The sequence below is a fragment of the Bacillus sp. ISL-41 genome (assembly GCF_018613235.1).
GTDB lineage: Bacteria > Bacillota > Bacilli > Bacillales > Cytobacillaceae > Mesobacillus.
Window position 1 is genome coordinate 164,478 of record NZ_JAGGQP010000034.1, and the last position, 18,493, is coordinate 182,970.

Sequence of the window (18,493 nt, forward strand, 5' to 3'; positions counted from 1 at the left end):
TCCGGGTTACTTTCGACAACTTTGTGAACAAATGAACATAAGTTTGTGATAAAATGAACAAGGTTGATATTTGAAAGGAGCTGCAGTGATGAAGAAATCAAAACTATTTTTGGTCTCCCTCACCTCGATCATAGCTGTGCTGTTGCTTAGCGGCTGTGAAAACAATATGGTGGTATTCAATCCGGAGGGACCAATCGCAAGGCAAATTCTTGAGTTAATCAACTTTTCGATTGCTCTGATGTTACTTGTTACCGTGGTCGTTTTCGGACTCTTCGCGTTCATCGTTTGGAAATACCGTGAACGGAAGGACAATATGGATTATGAGCCGCCTGAAGAACACGGCAGCACAGTATTGGAAATTATTTGGACTGTGATTCCGATTTTAATTATCGTTGCTTTGACAATCCCTACAGTCAAAACAATTTATGCAATAGATGAAATCCCAAAAGGCTATGAAAATAAAGAACCTCTTGTCATCAACGTTACATCCGCTGACTGGAAATGGATTTTCAGCTATCCGGAACAGGGAATCGAAACCGTCAACTATGTAAATATTCCTGAGGATCGTCCGATTGATTTTAGACTGACCTCAGCAGGCACGATGCAAAGCTTCTGGATCCCTGCTCTGGCGGGGCAAAAGTACACGATGGCGAAAGCTGAAACCCAGCTTTACCTGGTTGCAGATAATCCAGGATCGTATGTTGGCAAGAACACGAACTTTAACGGCCAGGGTTATGCAGGCATGGAGTTCGAAGTGCTTTCCCAAACACAAAAAGATTTTGATCAATGGATCAAAGACGTAAAAGAAACGGCTCCAAAAATGACGCTAGAGGAATATGAGAAGATGCTTGAGCCTTCCCACCTTGGCCGCAAGACATTCTCAAATACGCACCTTGATTGGGTCGACCACTCTGATCCGCATTCAAAGAACTACACGAATCCAGAGATGTACGACAGAGGACATGGCTGGCCAGGAAAGATCTTTGAGGACAAAGACAATTACAAATTTAAAGATGGAAACAATGAGAATTCTAATCACGAAAACAATGAAGATATGAACCATAAAGAATCTGAAACTGAAGATTCACACGGGGGTGACCACAGTGGGCATTAAGTGGGATGAATTTTTCGTAACTGGTGATCCATTAATTTTCGCATCACAAATCGGGATTGCCCTGACATTAGTTGGTGCATTAGCCGGTCTCACCTATTTTAAAAAATGGAATTACCTTTGGACAGAGTGGTTTACAACGGTTGACCACAAGAAGATTGGGATTATGTATATCCTGCTTGGCGTCGTGATGTTTCTCCGCGGCGGCATCGATGGCCTGATGATGAAGGGCCAGACAGCAGTACCGGAAAATGACTTCCTTAACGCACAGCACTATAACGAGGTATTCACAACACACGGCGTCATCATGATCTTATTTGTTGCGATGCCGCTTTTGATCGGTCTTATGAACTTTGTGATTCCGCTGCAGATTGGCGCCCGTGACGTTGCCTTCCCACAGTTGAATGCCCTTAGCTTCTGGCTGACTGTGAGCGGCGCAGCGCTGTTCAATATTTCGTTCATCATTGGCGGCTCACCTGACGCAGGATGGACATCCTACTTCCCTCTTGCTGGTAAAGAATTCAGTCCGGGGATCGGGAACAACTTTTACGCAGTTGCCCTGCAAATAGCGGGTGCCGGTACTTTGATGACAGGTATTAACTTCGTTGTCACAGTGTTAAAAATGAGAACTAAAGGCATGACTTTGATGAAGATGCCGATGTTCACATGGACATCTTTCATCACATCAATCATTATCGTAGCCAGCTTCCCTATTTTCACAGTAGCGCTGGCATTGATGACTTTTGACCGCACGTTCGGTACCCACTTCTTTACCATCTCCGGCGGCGGTATGGATATGCTCTGGGCGAACCTGTTCTGGCTATGGGGTCACCCTGAAGTTTATATCGTAGTTCTGCCAGCATTCGGGATGCTGTCAGATATTATTTCAACCTTTGCACGCAAAACTTTATATGGCTATAAATCAATGGTCATCTCAATCGTGATGATTTCAGTTCTAAGTATGCTCGTTTGGGTTCACCACTTTTTCACAATGGGCAACAGTGCAGGCGTGAACTCGTTCTTCTCGATCACAACGATGGCAATTGCCATCCCGACCGGGGTAAAGGTGTTCAACTGGCTGTTCACGATGAGAAAAGGCCGTATCAAGTTTACAACTGCCATGCTCTGGGCACTGGCGTTCGTTCCTAACTTTGTTATCGGCGGTGTTACTGGAGTCATGCTGGCAATGGCCGCAGCAGACTATCAGTATCACAACACATTGTTCCTGGTGGCACACTTCCACTATGTATTGATTCCGGGCGTTGTGTTCCCGATCTTTGCCGGTCTATACTTCTGGTGGCCTAAGATGTTTGGCTACATGCTCAATGAAAAAATCGGCAAATGGCACTTCTGGCTGTTTGTTGTCGGGTTTAACGTAACGTTCATGCCAATGTTCTTCCTTGGACTTGACGGTGCGGTCCGCCGCGCGAACACTTACTCAGCTGAAACTGGGTTCGGTCCATTGATGATGATTTCTGCTGTTGGTTCAGTGATTCTTGCGGCAGGCTTTGCGGCTCTTGTATACAATATCTACTGGAGCGCACGTAACGCTGACCGCAATATCGGCAATGACCCATGGGATGCAAGAACACTTGAGTGGGCTACTGCAACACCTGTACAGCACTATAATTTTGCTTCGCTCCCTGAGGTTACAAAACTTGATGCATTCTGGCATATGAAAAAAAACGAGCAGCTTCAACCGCTGGCAGAAGATGAGATTGAAGAAATCCATCTGCCAAGCAACACATGGATCCCGATTTATATGGGTGTTATATTCGGAATTTCTGGATTCTTGCTTGTGTTCGAATGGACGATTGCAGCCGGAGTTGCCGCACTTGGTATTCTTGCAGGCCTTGCCTTCCGTTCATTTGACTATGATGAAGGTTTCCATGTGCACAAGGATGAAATCTTTGAGACAGAAAGCAAATGGAGAAAAGGCGCGAACAAAGGAGTGAAGAACCATGTCAGCTAAAGTCAATGCAGCTTTACCGCTTGAATACCAGACAGAACAAAACAGGATGAATATCCTCGGCTTCTGGGTCTTCCTCGGAGCTGAAATCGTGCTCTTTGCTACCCTTTTCGGAGTGTATGGAGTGCTCGGTGAAAGATATGCAGGCGGTCCTACACAAAAAGATATTTTTATTGTCAGAGACGTCATGATCCAGACATTCCTGCTGCTGACAAGCAGTTTTACAATGGGAATCTCGATCTTCGAAATGCGCAGAAGCAATATGAAAGGCATGCTGATGTGGCTCGTATTCACATTATTGCTGGGCGGCGGCTTCCTGTTCATGGAGATACGCGAGTTCATCCATTATGTCCATGAAGGTGCTACGATGCAGACAAGCGCGTTCCTATCAAGCTTCTTCGTTCTGCTTGGAACACACGGATTGCACGTCACCATAGGGATTGGCTGGGCTATCCTGCTGATCATCCAGATATTGCAGCGAGGATTGACACCTGTTACAGCACGCAAAGCATTCATCTTCGGACTGTACTGGCACTTTCTTGACGTCGTATGGATCTTCATCTTCACATTTGTTTATTTACAAGGGTTGGTGATGTAAAATGGATAAGCATTCAAAAGGCTTCCTAATCAGCCATGTCATCGGATTCTTCATGTCACTCGTCCTGACGTTCGGTGCAGCATGGATTGCCCTTCAGAGCTCACTTTCAATGAAGGCAGTCATGTGGATCATCGGCACACTGGCAGTTGCACAGGCTGGAATCCAGCTATACATGTTTATGCACATTAATGAAGGCGATGATAAAGTAACCAATAATATCAATATCATTTATTCAGCTTTTATCGCAGTCGTCATTGTTGCAGGATCCATCTGGGTCATGACTTCTGGACACTCACATTAATATGAAATGAAACCAGGCATCCTCTAGGGGGGTGACCTGGTTTTTTTGTGGGCTCATTTTGAATAATTGATGTTGATTTAGACAACTTTCGGTTGAGGTAGCTAGATTTTGTCCGAACTTTCCCTTACTTCGGACAACTTTTGCTAGAGCGAAAGTCATTTTGTCCGAACCAGACTCTACTTCAACCAACCTTCAATTATCGGGATGAATTAAATTTTAGCCATCTCGCTTTTCCGTCCTTTTATCAAACGCAATCGTGGCAGCTTACCTTCTTTCCTGAATAAAGAAAACATCGCGAAGTTAAATGCCGCCAGAAACAACGATAATACTGCATGCTGGAATCCGTGTGACATCAATGCCAGGAATCCGCTTACCAGACAATACAATCCAACGATTAAATAAAAATACATAAGAAGTTTTCCCACTTCTCAATCCCCCACTTTTTCGTATGTATTTTTTATATTAACAGAATTTATAAACAAATGTCACATAATGTTCACAATTAGCACCAAATTTTTTCACAATTTATTTTTTCCTTAATTTCTTGACTCTTAAACAGCCATGCTATTATGATTACAGATGAAATATTAATATCCGTTTTTTACCACTAGGGGTGCCTTTAATTTAAGGCTGAGATTAAAGTGAAACTTTGAGACCCTTGGAACCTGATCTGGTTTACACCAGCGTAGGAAAGTGGACCTTGGGACATTTTTTGTTGTGCCAATACAACCACTTTCTTTCCGAAAGTGGTTTTTTTATTGGGCTAAATAGGAAGAGGAGGAGCTTTTTAATGAAGAGTTTTACAGATGAGTTAAAGAAACAGGCTGATCCAATCTGGCGGGCAAATTTTCATCACCCCTTTGTACAGGGAATTGCAGACGGTAATTTAGCATTGGAATCCTTTCGTTATTATGTTTTACAGGATTCCTATTACCTTTCCCATTTTGCCAGGATACAGGCAATCGGAGCGTCAAGAGCAGCTGATTTGTTCACCACTTCGAGAATGGCAGCCCATTCGATGGGTACTTATGAGGCTGAACTTGGTTTGCATGAAAATTTTCTAAAGCAACTGGAAGTAACAAAACAAGAACTAGCGGAGTTTATCCCCTCTCCGACTGCCTATGCTTACACTTCCCATCTTTATCGGGTTGCTGCTTCCGGAAGCCTGGCCGAAATAATAGCAGCCATCCTGCCATGCTACTGGATTTACCATGAAATTGGACAATCGTTAAAGAAATCCACGCCAAATGTCCAAATTTATCAAGAATGGATTCAAGCATATGGCGGAGAATGGTTCAGTGAATTGGTAAATGAGCAGTTAAGCAGACTTGATCAACTGGCAATGGAAGCGTCAAATATGGAAAAAGAAAAAATGAAACAGCATTTTATCATCAGCAGCCAGTATGAATTCATGTTTTGGGACATGGCCTACAATCAAGAAAAATGGCCTGTCGCATTGTAAAAACGAACGTAAAAAACAACGGGATTCTTCCCGTTGTTTTTAATTCAGGATGAAACCAGTCGATTCACACCATTCTTTTGTTTTTCGCTTAAAAAGAGGGCTTTGACAAGGAACAATTGCCGACTTCTGCCTGCAGCCTTGGTTCATAATAGCTTAAACTGGCAAGAAAGTAACAGGTTTCTGGAAAGTGATGCTCCAGAAAGCGGAGATTTGTTTTATTCAAAAGTGTATTACTCTTGTACTTTTCCACCATCTTTCTAATATATTGATTCATTTCCAGCGTCGTCTTTCCTACTTCATAGATGAATTCCTGCTGACGGGCAAAGCCTGGCTGTTTTACCCGCAGATAATTTTTCAAATGGTGATTTTGCACAATGTATAACTGGAATCTTCGTTTGTACTCCTGCGTTGCAATGTTAGCTTCGACTTCAATTGGATCGAGAAGATTTTCAAAAAGTACCGCGTGGCCAAGCTGATCTTCAAGCCAAAGGTCCATAACCTGTGTAACGGACAACCGTACTGGTTCCTGGCCTTGTGCCAGATAGCTCAATATCCGTAAATATTCCTGATTTTCACTTAGTGTACCGTTTAAATAGGTTGGTGACAGGTTAAGGTTAACTTTGTTATCAATTCGCAATGACTGCAGTGTCCCTTCAAAATCATAATAGCTTTTAACAACCTGCCATGCTTTTCTTGAAAATTCAATCATTTGACTGTCCTGGTAGCCAGCATGACGAGGAATCGATTGTAACTCGCCTAAAAGTTCGTCATATAACCCTATAAATTGCCTCGCAATTTCTACATACTCCGGTTCATTCGGAGACAAACCGTCCCTGACAAAATAAGCGTGATCCTGGAGCATTTCCAGCCAAAATGAATGTTCATCCCAAAGAGAAATCATCCCTTTTCCCCTCCTTTTCCTTCTTATACTTACTGTTCAGAAGAGGAAGAAATGATGATCGATAGAAATTTTTAATATCATTCATCTTTTATCCTGATGTGGAGATACTAAAAAAATCAATTCCAAAAGGAGTTGCTTATGAAGAATTTAAAACTTTACATATTTTTAATGGCCGTCCTGCCCTGGCTTTCACTGCCTCTGCTTGGTAAACAAACGTTCAGGAAATTCCTGCCCGGTACATTGTTCATGGGAATCTACCTGATGTTTGAAGGAAGATTGGCTGAAAAAAGGAAATGGTGGTGGTTTCCGTTTAAAATTAAACCAAACGTATTAGGTGAAATGCCCTTAATCTGGGGACCATTTTTTATAGGGTCATTTTGGATCATGAAATACACCTATAAAAAATTTAACCTTTATTTATTGGTCAATATCCTAATTGATTCAATGTTCACTTATTACGGACTGGACATCTTCAAGAAATTTGGCTATGTCTCATTGGTACGGTTAACAAAATTCCAACTTTCGATTGTGTTTTTATTCAAAACCCTAGTTTTATATGGATTCCAGGTTTTTTATGACAAAGTAATACGAAGAGAATCAGATATAACCAATCAATAATTCTTTGTTAAATGAACATAATAATAAGGCTTTATTAGATACCTCGAAGGAAAGTGAGCTGAAAAGAATGGCCAGACAAGGTATGAGCAACAAAGATCAAACAAGAGAACAAATTGAAAAGCATGATAAAAGAAATGATATCGAACTGGGCTCAGAATTCCAGGTCGGAAATACGAAATCGCAGAGCCAGAAAAAAAGCGGCAGACAAGTGAATAAAAAGTAAAATAAAGACGTCCAGATGATCTGGGCGTCTTTTCTTCATAATACAAGTTTCTTCTTTCATAAAATTTCTAATATACCTTTTTAAAATTTGTTCCTAATTTAAGTTTTACACCGTTATTCACGGGGAACGAAGGTAATAAGAATGAATGAAGGAGGTGCTGAAGGTGAGTTTGTTGTACAGCAAGGCAATGGAAGCTTTTAAAAAGGATGCAAAGCAACAGAATGATTTCCAAAAGAACTCGAAAAGAAAGAAGAAAAAGTAAGCCGTCACCAAAGTTGTACATTCACCTTCTAGTCATCCCACATTTGAGGATGATTTTTTTTGCTGTGTTACCCGCTTATATTCGTATTGCCAATAACCCAGAGGATCAAGCTGATGATTGCCGTAAAAACGATTGTTGAAAACATCAATAGAATTGGGAATTCACCTATAAAAGAAGCGTTATTGGTTAGAAACATGTTGTTAAAGTAAGCAAAAAACAGAATCCCTAATATGTATAGGAAATGAATTAAGATTGAAATAGACAGAGCCGGTTTTAAAACGTTCACAGAATCACTCCATTGTAAAATCTTTCCCTTTTCTTATTCCATTTTATGTAACAGAATTCCTCTTTTTTCATCAAATTTCTTTTGTTTTTCTGGATTTTAATAAAAAAAGAACGAAATCATATAGATTTCGTTCATATCCTTATATGTTTTCGATAAAGACCCTGATCACGTCAGCGCCGCCAATGAAGGTTCCGAGGGAGCTCCCCAAGTTGGCAAGTACGACAATCAGCAAGATCCGGCTGACTTTGTTCCGCCAGAATCCTTTTAGACTAAAAACATCCTCAGATAGCGTCTCAAAGTCCTTTACACTCGGCCTGCGGATATAAGCCTGTGCCAATCCGGCAAACCAGCCTGCGGCAAGCAAAGGATTCAATGAAGTAATCGGGGCTGCTATAAATGCTGTCAAAATGGTCAATGGATGCCCCATTGCAATTGCAGCTCCCAGGGCGGAAAGGCTGCCATTCCATAAGATCCAGCTGACAGTTTGGGCGAAACCAGCTGTTGGGTTAGCCAAAAACGTATAGACAATAATAGCCAGGATCAAGATAGGAATGCTCCAGCCAATGACTTTTGGCCAATTTGATTTCGGCGGAATTGCCCTTAGTTTATTTAGATCATGGTTTTTTTTAATCTCTTCTTTGATTCCCGGTACGTGGGCCGCTCCCAGGACAGCGACGATTTTTTCTCCAGGTGCTTCCTTGATTTTCTGGGCTAAATACTGGTCACGCTCGTCAATTAATGGCTTCTTCAAACGCGGAAATGTCTCAGTGAATTCATTCAGCATCGCGTTGATTGTATCCTGTTCCTTCAGCTTTTCCAGTTCTTCCTCCGAGATACTGTCCCTGCTGAAGATGCTCGTAATGATTTGGCTTAGCAGTATTGCCTTGCCTTTTAAGCCAAGGTTACCCCAAATCCGTGAAAAAGTAATCTGGATATTTCGGTCTGCAAGCACAAGGTTTGCTCCCACTTCCTTCGCGGATTCAATTCCTTGGATCATCTCCTGTCCTGCTTTGATGCCAAGCTCTTTCGCCATCCGGTTTTGGAATGATGAAATAGCAAGATTCATCAATAATAAAGAAGCTCTTTTTTCTTTGATGACCTGGATGATATCCATCTCCTGCCACTTTGAACCCTCGGTAATCGTCTGGTAGCGCTGTTCGTCCAATTCAACACAGACAGAATCCGGCCTCTCAGCTTCAATTACCTCCTTCACCTGCTCAGCACTGTGCTTTGAAACATGTGCAGTTCCAATCAGTATGTATTCCTTGCCATTCATTTCTATTCTCGTAATATTTTCCTCGACCATAGATACCTTCCTTTTAAAAGACCCTTGAGCTTTATGTATTATCAATACCAAAACACAGTTTATGATTCATTTTAACATTATAACATGAACAATAGTCTGAAATATAAAGATTATTTTATCACTTATATGATAAAAAACTGTTAAACAATAGTGCTAAGCTCAAGTGAAAATAAAGACAAAGAAAAACCGCACAGCAGCCATCTTTGACTTCTGTACGGTCCAGGGTTTTTCATTTATTTTGAATAGCTGGTTTTCATTGAGGATGATTTCCTGTTATTCATCATTTTTTTTACAATTGGATAGAGAACAGGTCCCCATTTAAGCGCTGTCCTGATTAATTTCTTCATGCGTCATCCCTCCTCTTGTCTTACTACTTATATACCCTGACTAAAAAGGGACAATCCTGCATGATTTTGGTAATCTTCGATATTATTTAGCGGGAGCTAGTTCGTCTTCGGTTACCCACTGATGGTTCGTTACTTTTTCAGATCCATCTGTTGGCGTGAAATCAACCATGTAGACTGTCATTTCTTTAGCTGAATCAATGACCGCTTTTGCCCCTTGCATTCCTTCCATATGATCGGTATTGATTGTAGTTTCATCACCCGGCTGCAATGGTTCCGCTCCGGCATCAAGCAGCTCTTCATGGATGACCCACTTATGTTGTTCTACACGAGCTCCGCCGTTCGTCGGATCATAAGATAGCGAATAGACGACCGTATCATATGCCCCTACGATAGTCGCTTCCGCTCCATCCATGCCTGGCATATGGTCATCTTTAATGATGGCCTGACTGCCAACTTCGTAAGTTGGATCAGCGGCTTCCTTCAGCCCTTCAGGTAACTTGCCCGTACCAGAATGCTCCATATTTGCATGGCTGTTGTGATCTTCATTGCTGGAATTCTCTTCTTCACCAGCACAAGCTGTTAAAAGGAATGCAGAGGTAATGGTTAACAAAACCATTCCAATTCTACGATTCAGTTTCATTTAGCTTTCCCTCCCGGCTTAATAAAAGCTCTTTTCGTAACCATTGCTGCTATCAAATTTCAGGTGTTATTGTCATTCAAGTATAAAACTCTTCTGGAAAAGAGCTCACATACCTCAATTACTGCGGAAATAAGTAGATGTTTGTAAAGCATCAATCAATACGAAAACAGCATATATAAAGTTTATATCATGAACTTATGCAGATTTTATGAAGCAGCTATCTTATGATGGCCTGGCAGCTGAATAACCAATTTTTTATAGTTTTAATCACCATAAAAATAGGTAAATGCCTGTTATAACATCAAAGCAGGGAGAATTTATGACATCAAGATTACTTAAAGCAATCATTCTATTATTTATGACTATTTTAACCATCAATGTACCATTGGCAATGGCAGCTGGTGATCGACAGGTCATTCTTATTTCTTTTGATGGAATGCGAAATGACCTCACACGGAGTTACGTTAAAGACGGCAAACTGCCTAATATAGAGAATGTTATCGAAAAAGGAACCATCGCAAAATATGCCAAGACAGTCAGCCCGTCCCTTACTGCTCCATCACACGCAGCAATTGCGACTGGCGCAACACCACTGCAAACCTCAATTGTCAGCAATGCGTGGCAACAGAAAGATGCAGCACTGACAAACCAGAAAAATGCGTTTTTAAGTGAATTTGAGGTGGACCCACTTTGGGTCGGAGCACGGAAGCAGGGAAAAACAACTGCAGCAGTTGCGTTTGCCGGGGCAAATCCTTCCATAGGAAAGCAGGCTGACTACACCATTTATTATGGAGAGACATGGGCCCCCAGCAAACAGGAAAAACTCAAATTCTCCGAAGCATCAGGCTGGAACAACTCTCCGTCAAGCTTTAGCCCATTGAAGGAAGCATCTTTCACGATTCAGGTAGAGGACAGTCAAAATAAAAAAATTCAAGTTTTGGCATATGATTCAACCAACGACCAAAAAAAGAATTACGACAAATTTATTGTGACAAGCAATAAAACAATTGACCATAAAGGAGTAAGTCCTAAAGAATGGGGCTCAGTCAGCCTTCAGGTAAAAGAAAACCAGACAGCAGGTTTCTGGTTCAAGTTGACTTCTGCTGACCCAACATTGGAAAAGGAAGCTGTTATGTACCGTTCTGAAGTAACATCAGGATTGATAGATGGTCCAAAAGGCTTCACAGAACAAATTAGGCAAGAATTTGGTTTTTTTCCGCCTCAGGATGATGATATAGCATTGGAAAAGGGCTGGATCTCCAGGAAGGAATATGAAGAGATTTCGGAGAGATTTGTCAACTGGGTAACAGATGTATCACTTTTTATCAAAAATGAGTATCAGCCAGATTTGCTGATGTTCTATGCACCGCAAATTGACCATCAGGAGCACAACTACCTGCTTACAGACCCCAGACAGCCTGATTATTCACCTGAAAAGTCAAGAAAGTACCTGGAATATATTGAATGGTCATATAAGGTTGCGGACAAGGTGGTTGGCAAGACCGTTAAGTCCCTTGATGGGAATGACCATCTCTTCATTGTTTCTGACCATGGCATGGAACCGGCTCACTCAGCACTAGAGCCCAATAAAGTTTTGAAGGACAATGGTCTTCTTGTATTGGATTCTGATGGAAAGATTGATTATAAGAGTTCGAAAGCAATTGCCATTCCAAGTGGTTCGGCAGCACACGTGTACATCAACTTGAAATCAAGAGAAAAGCATGGAATTGTGCCAGAAGATGACTATGAACAGGTGCGGGACGAAATCATCCAGGCCTTCAAAGGAATCAAGGTGAACAGGAATGAAAATGGACCTGTCATCAAGCATCAACTGAGAGAAATTTGGAAAAGTACAGTGAATCTATCCTTTACCGGTGTAAAAGAAAATACCAAGGATTTACTTGGGTATCTTACAAACGCTAATGTCCATCCCTATCAGGATATAAAGAAAATATCCCAAAGTAAAAAGTCGAAGGAGCGAAATGCCGGAGATGTTTTATTAATGGCTGCACCCGGGTATATCATGGGCCAGGGTGAATCGCACATCGTAAAACCAACTCCTGAGTTTGGTACACATGGTGGTGACCCAAAACGCGAGAAGCTGAGAGCAGTTTTTATGGCTATCGGACCTGACATTTCTAATGATAAACAAATAGATCCAGTCTCCAATCTCGATATAGCACCCACTATTTATGAGCTTCTTGGATTGGAGATTCCCTCTTACGTTGAAGGAAAGAAGATTAAAGACCTAACTGAATAATCCACGAAAGCGAACCAAAATCATCAGCTTGGTTCGCTTTTTTGATTTCTTTTTCAACAACAAAGATCATCATACATACCTAATCATCTCTATGGATATTTTAAATATAAGGTGAGAAAAATTATGGACTTACAACGTGTGAAGGAAATATTAGCTGAGGAAAATGAAATTTCTGTCCATTACCATGGTATACCAATCTGGATTGAAAGCATCGATTCTACTTCGAGCATGGCGGTCATATCACCAAGAGGAACTCATGAAGAAAGACAGCTTGTCTGCATTGATGGTTTGGATGAAAACTAGGCTCTCGATTCGAGAGCCAAAAAATCCAGGCCTGCGCCTGGATTGATTTTAAAATGCCCAATCACCCAGAGGTGTCATCCTCCTATCCTGCTTGCAGCTCTCGCATACATGAAGCCTCACAGGTTGGAAAAGCTTTTCTTCTTTGTTCTCTGAAACATCTTTCCGTCCACAAACTTCGCAAATTCTCATCCATTTCACCTCATTTAGTCTATTGTCAAATGGCTAAGTTCTGTAGCGACTCGCTAACCAGTCTAAATATAACCCAACACTTGGGTTTATTAATAATATTTGCAAGATGGCTGAAAATATTTAAGAAGAAACTTTATTTTTTTGAAGGATGTCTACCCCACTATTAATTGCTTTCCTGGTTTCGCACTTCTCTCAGTGTTAACATAACATTATTATCATCTATTTATGTTTATTGTGACACTGTATCCCAAATGGCCGAAAAACTCCTTTAATACTGTTTCAGCATTTTTATCAGCTTTTTGTAAAACCCCTGCATCTATTGCTTCTTGCTTAATTTCTTCCTGGGCTATTGCTGCCAAATTGAATCCTTGATCCCACTCTATTTTTCCACGGAAAATTCCTTCATCCGAAAATGTCTTGACCTCGCCCATCTTAACTGACGGTTCTTGTATGAATTTTGCCTGAGGCAGAACAATCTCTACTACCTTTTTCTCTTCATCCACTTTTATGTCTTCTTGATCGATTCCCTGTAAATCCACACCCGCTATCACGGTTGCTGGAACGATCAATAGCCATTCACGCTTTGTGCCAGGTAGATTAAAGTTGATTTTCTCCCCGAATAACTCATTATCCTCCTGCTCAAGGATGACCTTCACATGTGCCTCTGCTGTTGCCAATGTTGCCAATCCGTGAACTTGTTCAATGAATACAGTCGACTCAGCTTTGCCCGTGTTCCCCGAAACATACCAAAATCCAGCACCAATGACTGAAGCTAAGAAAAACAGAATCATAAGACTCCTGCTAAATATACTAATTGGTGGTCTCATTGAATGTGCAGTCAGGGAAGCAGAGCTTTCCTCTCTTCCCGACTTTAATTCAGTCAAAAGTTCATCAATCTTAGTAATGACTTTATCCTGCTTGTCCATTTATATTCCTACCTCCTGCAACGATAAAATTACAATTTATCCTTTCATTCGACAAATTCTATTGAAAAAAAATCCTCCATTAAATAAGGAGGCTTATTATTATTACGTACTAGTTTGGAAAAAGTTTCATAGAATGACAGTTTGCTAGCTGCCGCAGTTTTATTTTTTAATAAATAGGGCATAGTTAAAAATATCCACATCACCAAGAAGGAGGCAGCTATATTGAGCCAATTAGATGGGAAGGTCGCTTTTATAACAGGTGCCAGCTCCGGTATAGGAAGAGCAGCAGCACTCAAACTGGCCAAGGAAGGTGCAAAGGTAGCATTGATTGATGTCAAGGAAGAGAATGCCAGGGATGTTAAGGAGTCCATTGAAGAGGCCGGCGGGAGCGCGCTGATCGTTGAATGTGATATCGCAAAACCAGAGGAAATGGAACGAAGCTATCAAAAGGTTGTGGATGCCTTGGGGAAAATTGATATCGTCTTTGCCAACGCAGGCATCAATGGTGTCATTGCGCCAATCGAAGACCTTGCTCCAGAGGATTGGGACGAAACGATCAACACGAACCTAAAGGGGACCTTTCTTACCGTAAAATATGCAATCCCCCATATGAAGAAGCATGACGGCAGCGTCATTATCACGAGTTCTATTAACGGAAACAGGATCTATAAGAATTTCGGTATGTCTGCCTACAGTACTTCGAAAATCGGGCAGACAGGATTCGGAAAAATGGCGGCACTCGAGCTATCTCAGTACAAAATCCGGGTCAATATCATCTGCCCGGGCGCAATCGAAACCAACATAGGCAAAAACACCTTTCCGCAAGAGAATGATCTCGAGAAAATTAAAATCCCAGTTGAATATCCGGAGGGCAATCAACCATTGGAGGAACACGCCGGAAAGCCGGAACAGGTTGCAGACCTTGTCTTCTTTCTCGCTTCCGACCTGTCTTCGCATATTACCGGGACAGAAGTGTATATAGACGGAGCAGAATCGCTATTATAAAAGACTTAGCAAATGCTCAGGCACTTAGCCTGAGCATTTGCTAAAAACATTTATAGACTTTTATTGGTTTCAATCTAACCTGGTTATACAATACTCAGAATCAATCATTGCTCAATTCAAATGAATTATCAGCGATTTGCTTTGCTAAACCATAGATTCCTGGTTTTTCTTCATAGCCTAACTTTCTATTAACAAAAAGCATAGGTGCATTTTTTGAGTCATTATGAGTTCGGATAAATTTCACTCCTTTTGCTTCAGCAAATTCTATAGCTTTTATTTTTATCGCCTGTGCAAGCCCTTTTCCTCGGTAACTCTTATGTACTCCAGTCATGGAATTATAGTAAACATTCTCATTTTCCCTTACGACCAGAGACATTGCAATCCATTGACTGCCATCAACAGCTAAAATAAAGCCCTTTTTATCATAATCCTTCAACAAGTCTATCATTCTATCATTATCAGGACGAGGCTTATCATTCATGCCTGGAACATCCGTAACAAGCTCCCACCAGAAATCCCAAAACCGATTTTGATAGTCTTTGTTATGCGGATAATCGTGTAATGTAGTAAAGGTAATTCCAGATGATTCCAGATCATTTAAAATAGAACGATACTGATCCTTATTGAACTGAGAAATATCCAACTGAGATTCAAAAACATGCCCTGTTATGTAAAACCCCTTCTTCTTAGCCCAATCCAGTTCCGCTTTCTTCGTATCCTGGATTTGAGTTTGCATAACTTTAGACTTGTTTTCATGGGCAACAGCCTCAATCTCATCCAATATCCAGCTCCCAATTCCCTGGTTGCGCCATTCAGTATCTACCTGAATAAAAACCTCTGCGTATCCCGGCTTTAAGATCGGATCCCATGGCCCAGTAACATACATTCCGTATCCAACTAATTTGCCAGCCGGAGTGATCACTCCCCAATTTTTTAACAGCGTTTCGCTGGTTGCCTTTTTTTCAAGGGTTTTAAGGCTATTGGCATTAGGCAACTCTGAATTATTCTCGTGAACAATGTCAGGGTAGGTTTTTGAGGTTAAGGGTATGAGCTTTAAGTCCATTTAACTATCCAACTCCCTTTTCAATTAACCAGCAATCTCGAAATTCTCCTTCGTGGAGTTCGTGTTTTGGGAGGAGTTTAACTTTACTAAAACCGCACTTTTCATAGCATTTTATTGCACGCAAATTCCACACTTGGGGATCCATGACGACTTTGTCGGCATTCATTTGGGTAAAAAGAAAATCTGTGATGGAATTAATCAGTAATGTTCCGATCCCTCTATTCCAATAGTCGACTTCGCCAATAAACTGGTCAGTTCCAAAAATTCTTCCCGTCTCATATCCATACACTTTTTTAGTGGCCTGATCTAATTCATAAAATTGTATATAGCCAATTGAATTCCCTTTATACTTAATAATGCATTTCACTTCTTCGTCTTCCGAAGATTAAAAAACTTGGTCAATTTTATGCAAATTGAAGGGGTTATCCCTTCCCTCATAATATTCAAGAACCACGGGATTAGAAAGCCATTTTGCTAGTAGATGTTTATCATCCTCTTTTAACCTGCGAACCATTAAACTGCCGTTTTGAAATAGCATATTTCCCCCATTTATTTTTTGCTTTTATTTTCTGCCCACTCTTCTGCTAAAACTCCATAAACAACATGATCTACATAGTGATCATAAAGCCATTCGGCTTGCCTGATTCTGCCTTCTTCCACAAACTCTAATCTTTCAGGAATCCCTCTGCTCTTTTTATTTTCCTGTGCCGCTCTGATTTCAACTTTGTTCAATTTCAAATGGTTAAAAGCGTAATCAGTCAATGCGCCGGCAACCTTGGTCATGATCCCTTTTCCCTGGTATTCATGCCCGAGCCAATACCCAATGTAAGCAGTTTTATTTGACCAGTTAATACTGTTAAAACCAGCCGTTCCAACGATTTCTCCTTCGTATAAAATGACAGTCGTCATACTTTTATTCTCGGCGTACCCCTTCATTGTTCCTTTTAAAAATTCTCTTGTATCTTCAACGTCCGTTGTAAAATCGAGCCATGGAAGCCACTCTTTCAGATAATCCCGAGCTTTTTCAGTGAGTTCAAACAGCCGTTCTGCATCAGAAACCTCGGTAAGCTTCAATGATAACTGTTCATCTATTTTATATAAAAACACAAGTCTTCCTCCTCTATTGATAGGATTATAACAAGATATTATTCGACAAAACCCCAAATTCCCCTTTTATTACTAAGGAATTTTCTTTAATAAAAAAGAGCTGCCGGCATAGCCGGTAGCCCTTCAGAATCCTTTACAGCTTTTGTCCGTTGGTTTCAATCACTTCTTTATACCAATAAAATGACTTTTTCCTTTTCCGTTCCAATGATCCGCTGCCATCGTCATGCTTGTCCACATAAATATAGCCATATCTTTTTGAAAACTCGCCCGTTGACATGCTAACCATATCAATGCATCCCCAACTGGTATAGCCCATCAAACTCACTCCATCTTCGATCGCTTCGCCCATTGCTTTTATATGCTCACCCAGATAGTCAATTCGGTAATCATCGTTTATACTGCCATCATTTTCGAGTTGGTCATAGGCTCCCAGTCCATTTTCAACGACAAAGAGAGGAATCTGATAACGATCGTATAGTTTGTTCAGGCTGATACGCAAGCCAACCGGGTCGATTTCCCAGCCCCAGTCACTTACATTAAGGAATGGGTTCCGCACACCGCCAATGATATTTCCTTCTGAAGCATCATCATCTGCCTTCTCTTTTTTCTCGGTACGTGACATATAGTAGCTGAATCCAACGTAATCTACGGTGCCCTCCTTCAATAACTCAAGGTCACCTTCTTCGATCTCTAATTGGATACGGTGTTCTTTAAAGTATCGGTTCATGAAGGAAGGGTACTCCCCGCGAATCTGGACATCACCGCAAAAATAATTGAAAACCTGCTCCTCTTTAAGTGCATGCAGGACATTTTCCGGATTGCTGTCAAATGGATAAACAGGGGCGAAAAGAATCATACAGCCGATTTGAGAGCTGGGAATAATCTCATGGCAAGCTTTGACAGCCATCGCGCTTGCTACTAATTGATGATGATACGCCTGGAAAGTTGGCTGGTATCGATCCTCATCGTTTTCAATTGAAAAGCCAAGGCCGTTGATCGGCATCACCAGAGCACTATTGATTTCATTGAACGTCATCCAGTATTTAACCTTATCTTTATAACGATTTAAAATAGTTCTTGAATATTTATCAAAGAAAGTGACAACTTTCCGATTCCGCCAGCCGCCGTACTCTTTCACCAAATGAAGCGGCATTTCATAATGGGAAATAGTCACAATCGGCTCAATCCCATGCTTGTCCAACTCATCAAGAACACGGTCGTAAAAAGCCAGCCCCTCCTCATTTGGCTCGAGCTCATCTCCATTAGGAAAAATCCGCGTCCAGGCAATCGACATCCTGAATGCCTTGAATCCCATTTCCGCAAATAAGGCGATATCTTCTTTATATCGATGGTAAAAATCGATCGCTTCATGATTTGGGTAGTATTGATCGGGTTTGATCTCAAAATCGAACCCAGGCTTTGTTAGAATATCGTACCGTGCCTTGCCGCCTGGCAGAACATCGGCAACATTCAAGCCCTTGTTCCCTTCTTTATATCCACCTTCAATTTGGTTGGCAGCTGTAGCCCCGCCCCATAAAAAGCCTTCAGGAAATTTGTGCGTTTTCTTCATCATGAACCTCCTAGTACTGTTGCGCTTTGACAGCTTTTCGCTCTTA

General features: G+C 41.3%; 20 protein-coding genes and 1 riboswitch. Of the genes, 10 read left to right on the top strand and 10 right to left on the bottom strand.

Annotation, left to right across the window (positions count from 1 at the left end; translation table 11 throughout):
- Positions 1-88: 88 nt before the first annotated feature.
- The 4 genes from qoxA to qoxD are packed head-to-tail and all read left to right on the top strand — an operon-like array spanning position 89 to position 3,979.
- Positions 89-1,114: a cytochrome aa3 quinol oxidase subunit II gene (gene qoxA / locus J7I80_RS18485; protein WP_214740233.1), complete on the top strand. Its 1,026-nt coding sequence runs from the start codon at positions 89-91 to the stop codon at positions 1,112-1,114.
- Positions 1,104-3,083: a cytochrome aa3 quinol oxidase subunit I gene (gene qoxB / locus J7I80_RS18490; protein WP_214740235.1), complete on the top strand. Its 1,980-nt coding sequence runs from the start codon at positions 1,104-1,106 to the stop codon at positions 3,081-3,083. The genes qoxA and qoxB overlap by 11 nt, the downstream gene beginning before the upstream one ends.
- Positions 3,073-3,678, top strand: a complete 606-nt coding sequence (gene qoxC, locus J7I80_RS18495) for a cytochrome aa3 quinol oxidase subunit III (RefSeq protein ID WP_214740237.1) — start codon at positions 3,073-3,075, stop codon at positions 3,676-3,678. Before qoxB ends, qoxC begins: the two co-directional genes overlap by 11 nt.
- Before the next feature lies 1 nt (position 3,679).
- Positions 3,680-3,979: a cytochrome aa3 quinol oxidase subunit IV gene (gene qoxD, locus J7I80_RS18500; RefSeq protein WP_214740239.1), complete on the top strand. Its 300-nt coding sequence runs from the start codon at positions 3,680-3,682 to the stop codon at positions 3,977-3,979.
- A 209-nt stretch (positions 3,980-4,188) separates the two neighbouring features.
- On the opposite strand, the gene J7I80_RS18505 is transcribed toward qoxD, so the two are convergent.
- Positions 4,189-4,404, bottom strand: coding sequence for a hypothetical protein (locus J7I80_RS18505; RefSeq protein WP_214740242.1), 216 nt, complete (start codon positions 4,402-4,404; stop codon positions 4,189-4,191).
- Between the two features lie 174 nt (positions 4,405-4,578).
- Positions 4,579-4,688: riboswitch (TPP riboswitch) on the top strand.
- Between the two features lie 81 nt (positions 4,689-4,769).
- Here J7I80_RS18505 and tenA point away from each other — a divergent pair.
- Complete coding sequence (gene tenA / locus J7I80_RS18510) at positions 4,770-5,441, top strand: thiaminase II (protein WP_214740244.1); 672 nt, start codon at positions 4,770-4,772, stop codon at positions 5,439-5,441.
- 88 nt (positions 5,442-5,529) lie between these two features.
- On the opposite strand, the gene J7I80_RS18515 is transcribed toward tenA, so the two are convergent.
- Positions 5,530-6,342 carry a DUF2935 domain-containing protein gene (locus J7I80_RS18515; protein WP_214740246.1) on the bottom strand — a complete coding sequence of 271 codons (813 nt, stop codon included), beginning with the start codon at positions 6,340-6,342 and terminating at the stop codon, positions 5,530-5,532.
- A gap of 138 nt (positions 6,343-6,480) precedes the next feature.
- On the opposite strand from J7I80_RS18515, the gene J7I80_RS18520 reads away from it, so the two are divergent.
- Together J7I80_RS18520 and J7I80_RS18525 are read left to right on the top strand one after the other, a co-directional pair.
- On the top strand, positions 6,481-6,960 hold the full coding sequence (locus tag J7I80_RS18520; protein WP_214740248.1) for a hypothetical protein: 480 nt from the start codon (positions 6,481-6,483) through the stop codon (positions 6,958-6,960).
- Between the two features lie 67 nt (positions 6,961-7,027).
- Positions 7,028-7,183, top strand: a complete 156-nt coding sequence (locus tag J7I80_RS18525) for a hypothetical protein (protein ID WP_214740250.1) — start codon at positions 7,028-7,030, stop codon at positions 7,181-7,183.
- A gap of 329 nt (positions 7,184-7,512) precedes the next feature.
- Here J7I80_RS18525 and J7I80_RS18530 read toward each other — a convergent pair whose 3' ends face one another.
- From J7I80_RS18530 to J7I80_RS18540, 3 genes are all read right to left on the bottom strand, one after another.
- A complete protein-coding gene (locus tag J7I80_RS18530) occupies positions 7,513-7,731 on the bottom strand; it encodes a hypothetical protein (RefSeq protein ID WP_214740252.1) in 219 nt (72 codons plus the stop codon).
- A gap of 139 nt (positions 7,732-7,870) precedes the next feature.
- Positions 7,871-9,037, bottom strand: coding sequence for a TraB/GumN family protein (locus tag J7I80_RS18535; protein WP_214740254.1), 1,167 nt, complete (start codon positions 9,035-9,037; stop codon positions 7,871-7,873).
- 429 nt (positions 9,038-9,466) lie between these two features.
- Positions 9,467-10,024: a YdhK family protein gene (locus J7I80_RS18540; RefSeq protein WP_214740256.1), complete on the bottom strand. Its 558-nt coding sequence runs from the start codon at positions 10,022-10,024 to the stop codon at positions 9,467-9,469.
- 319 nt (positions 10,025-10,343) lie between these two features.
- Here J7I80_RS18540 and J7I80_RS18545 point away from each other — a divergent pair, with 319 nt between their 5' ends.
- Positions 10,344-12,284 (top strand): alkaline phosphatase family protein, encoded by a 1,941-nt coding sequence (locus tag J7I80_RS18545; protein WP_214740258.1) that lies wholly within the window; start codon positions 10,344-10,346, stop codon positions 12,282-12,284.
- A 123-nt stretch (positions 12,285-12,407) separates the two neighbouring features.
- A complete protein-coding gene (locus J7I80_RS18550) occupies positions 12,408-12,587 on the top strand; it encodes a small, acid-soluble spore protein, H family (protein ID WP_214740260.1) in 180 nt (59 codons plus the stop codon).
- Positions 12,588-12,991: 404 nt separating this feature from the next.
- Here J7I80_RS18550 and J7I80_RS18555 read toward each other — a convergent pair whose 3' ends face one another.
- A complete protein-coding gene (locus J7I80_RS18555; protein WP_214740262.1) occupies positions 12,992-13,702 on the bottom strand; it encodes a DUF4230 domain-containing protein in 711 nt (236 codons plus the stop codon).
- A gap of 219 nt (positions 13,703-13,921) precedes the next feature.
- On the opposite strand from J7I80_RS18555, the gene J7I80_RS18560 reads away from it, so the two are divergent.
- Entirely contained in the window at positions 13,922-14,707 is a 786-nt protein-coding gene (locus tag J7I80_RS18560) for an SDR family oxidoreductase (RefSeq protein WP_214740284.1), read from the top strand.
- A 100-nt stretch (positions 14,708-14,807) separates the two neighbouring features.
- Here J7I80_RS18560 and J7I80_RS18565 read toward each other — a convergent pair whose 3' ends face one another.
- From J7I80_RS18565 to ascB, 4 genes are all read right to left on the bottom strand, one after another.
- On the bottom strand, positions 14,808-15,770 hold the full coding sequence (locus J7I80_RS18565) for a GNAT family N-acetyltransferase (protein ID WP_214740264.1): 963 nt from the start codon (positions 15,768-15,770) through the stop codon (positions 14,808-14,810).
- A gap of 4 nt (positions 15,771-15,774) precedes the next feature.
- Positions 15,775-16,137 carry a GNAT family N-acetyltransferase gene (locus tag J7I80_RS18570; RefSeq protein WP_353050139.1) on the bottom strand — a complete coding sequence of 121 codons (363 nt, stop codon included), beginning with the start codon at positions 16,135-16,137 and terminating at the stop codon, positions 15,775-15,777.
- Between the two features lie 182 nt (positions 16,138-16,319).
- Positions 16,320-16,877 carry a GNAT family N-acetyltransferase gene (locus J7I80_RS18575; RefSeq protein ID WP_214740267.1) on the bottom strand — a complete coding sequence of 186 codons (558 nt, stop codon included), beginning with the start codon at positions 16,875-16,877 and terminating at the stop codon, positions 16,320-16,322.
- A 133-nt stretch (positions 16,878-17,010) separates the two neighbouring features.
- Positions 17,011-18,450 carry a 6-phospho-beta-glucosidase gene (gene ascB, locus J7I80_RS18580; protein ID WP_483297713.1) on the bottom strand — a complete coding sequence of 480 codons (1,440 nt, stop codon included), beginning with the start codon at positions 18,448-18,450 and terminating at the stop codon, positions 17,011-17,013.
- Positions 18,451-18,493 lie beyond the last annotated feature (43 nt).

What these genes read in the sequence shown, in the direction of transcription:
- J7I80_RS18525 (WP_214740250.1), top strand. Translation starts at nt 7,028, where the DNA reads ATGGCCAGACAAGGTATGAGCAACAAAGATCAAACAAGAGAACAAATT.
- J7I80_RS18545 (WP_214740258.1), top strand. Translation starts at nt 10,344, where the DNA reads ATGACATCAAGATTACTTAAAGCAATCATTCTATTATTTATGACTATT.
- J7I80_RS18565 (WP_214740264.1), bottom strand. Translation starts at nt 15,770, where the DNA reads ATGGACTTAAAGCTCATACCCTTAACCTCAAAAACCTACCCTGACATT.
- J7I80_RS18550 (WP_214740260.1), top strand. Translation starts at nt 12,408, where the DNA reads ATGGACTTACAACGTGTGAAGGAAATATTAGCTGAGGAAAATGAAATT.
- J7I80_RS18520 (WP_214740248.1), top strand. Translation starts at nt 6,481, where the DNA reads ATGAAGAATTTAAAACTTTACATATTTTTAATGGCCGTCCTGCCCTGG.
- qoxC (WP_214740237.1), top strand. Translation starts at nt 3,073, where the DNA reads ATGTCAGCTAAAGTCAATGCAGCTTTACCGCTTGAATACCAGACAGAA.
- J7I80_RS18515 (WP_214740246.1), bottom strand. Translation starts at nt 6,342, where the DNA reads ATGATTTCTCTTTGGGATGAACATTCATTTTGGCTGGAAATGCTCCAG.
- tenA (WP_214740244.1), top strand. Translation starts at nt 4,770, where the DNA reads ATGAAGAGTTTTACAGATGAGTTAAAGAAACAGGCTGATCCAATCTGG.
- J7I80_RS18535 (WP_214740254.1), bottom strand. Translation starts at nt 9,037, where the DNA reads ATGGTCGAGGAAAATATTACGAGAATAGAAATGAATGGCAAGGAATAC.
- qoxA (WP_214740233.1), top strand. Translation starts at nt 89, where the DNA reads ATGAAGAAATCAAAACTATTTTTGGTCTCCCTCACCTCGATCATAGCT.
- J7I80_RS18540 (WP_214740256.1), bottom strand. Translation starts at nt 10,024, where the DNA reads ATGAAACTGAATCGTAGAATTGGAATGGTTTTGTTAACCATTACCTCT.
- J7I80_RS18555 (WP_214740262.1), bottom strand. Translation starts at nt 13,702, where the DNA reads ATGGACAAGCAGGATAAAGTCATTACTAAGATTGATGAACTTTTGACT.
- ascB (WP_483297713.1), bottom strand. Translation starts at nt 18,450, where the DNA reads ATGATGAAGAAAACGCACAAATTTCCTGAAGGCTTTTTATGGGGCGGG.
- qoxD (WP_214740239.1), top strand. Translation starts at nt 3,680, where the DNA reads ATGGATAAGCATTCAAAAGGCTTCCTAATCAGCCATGTCATCGGATTC.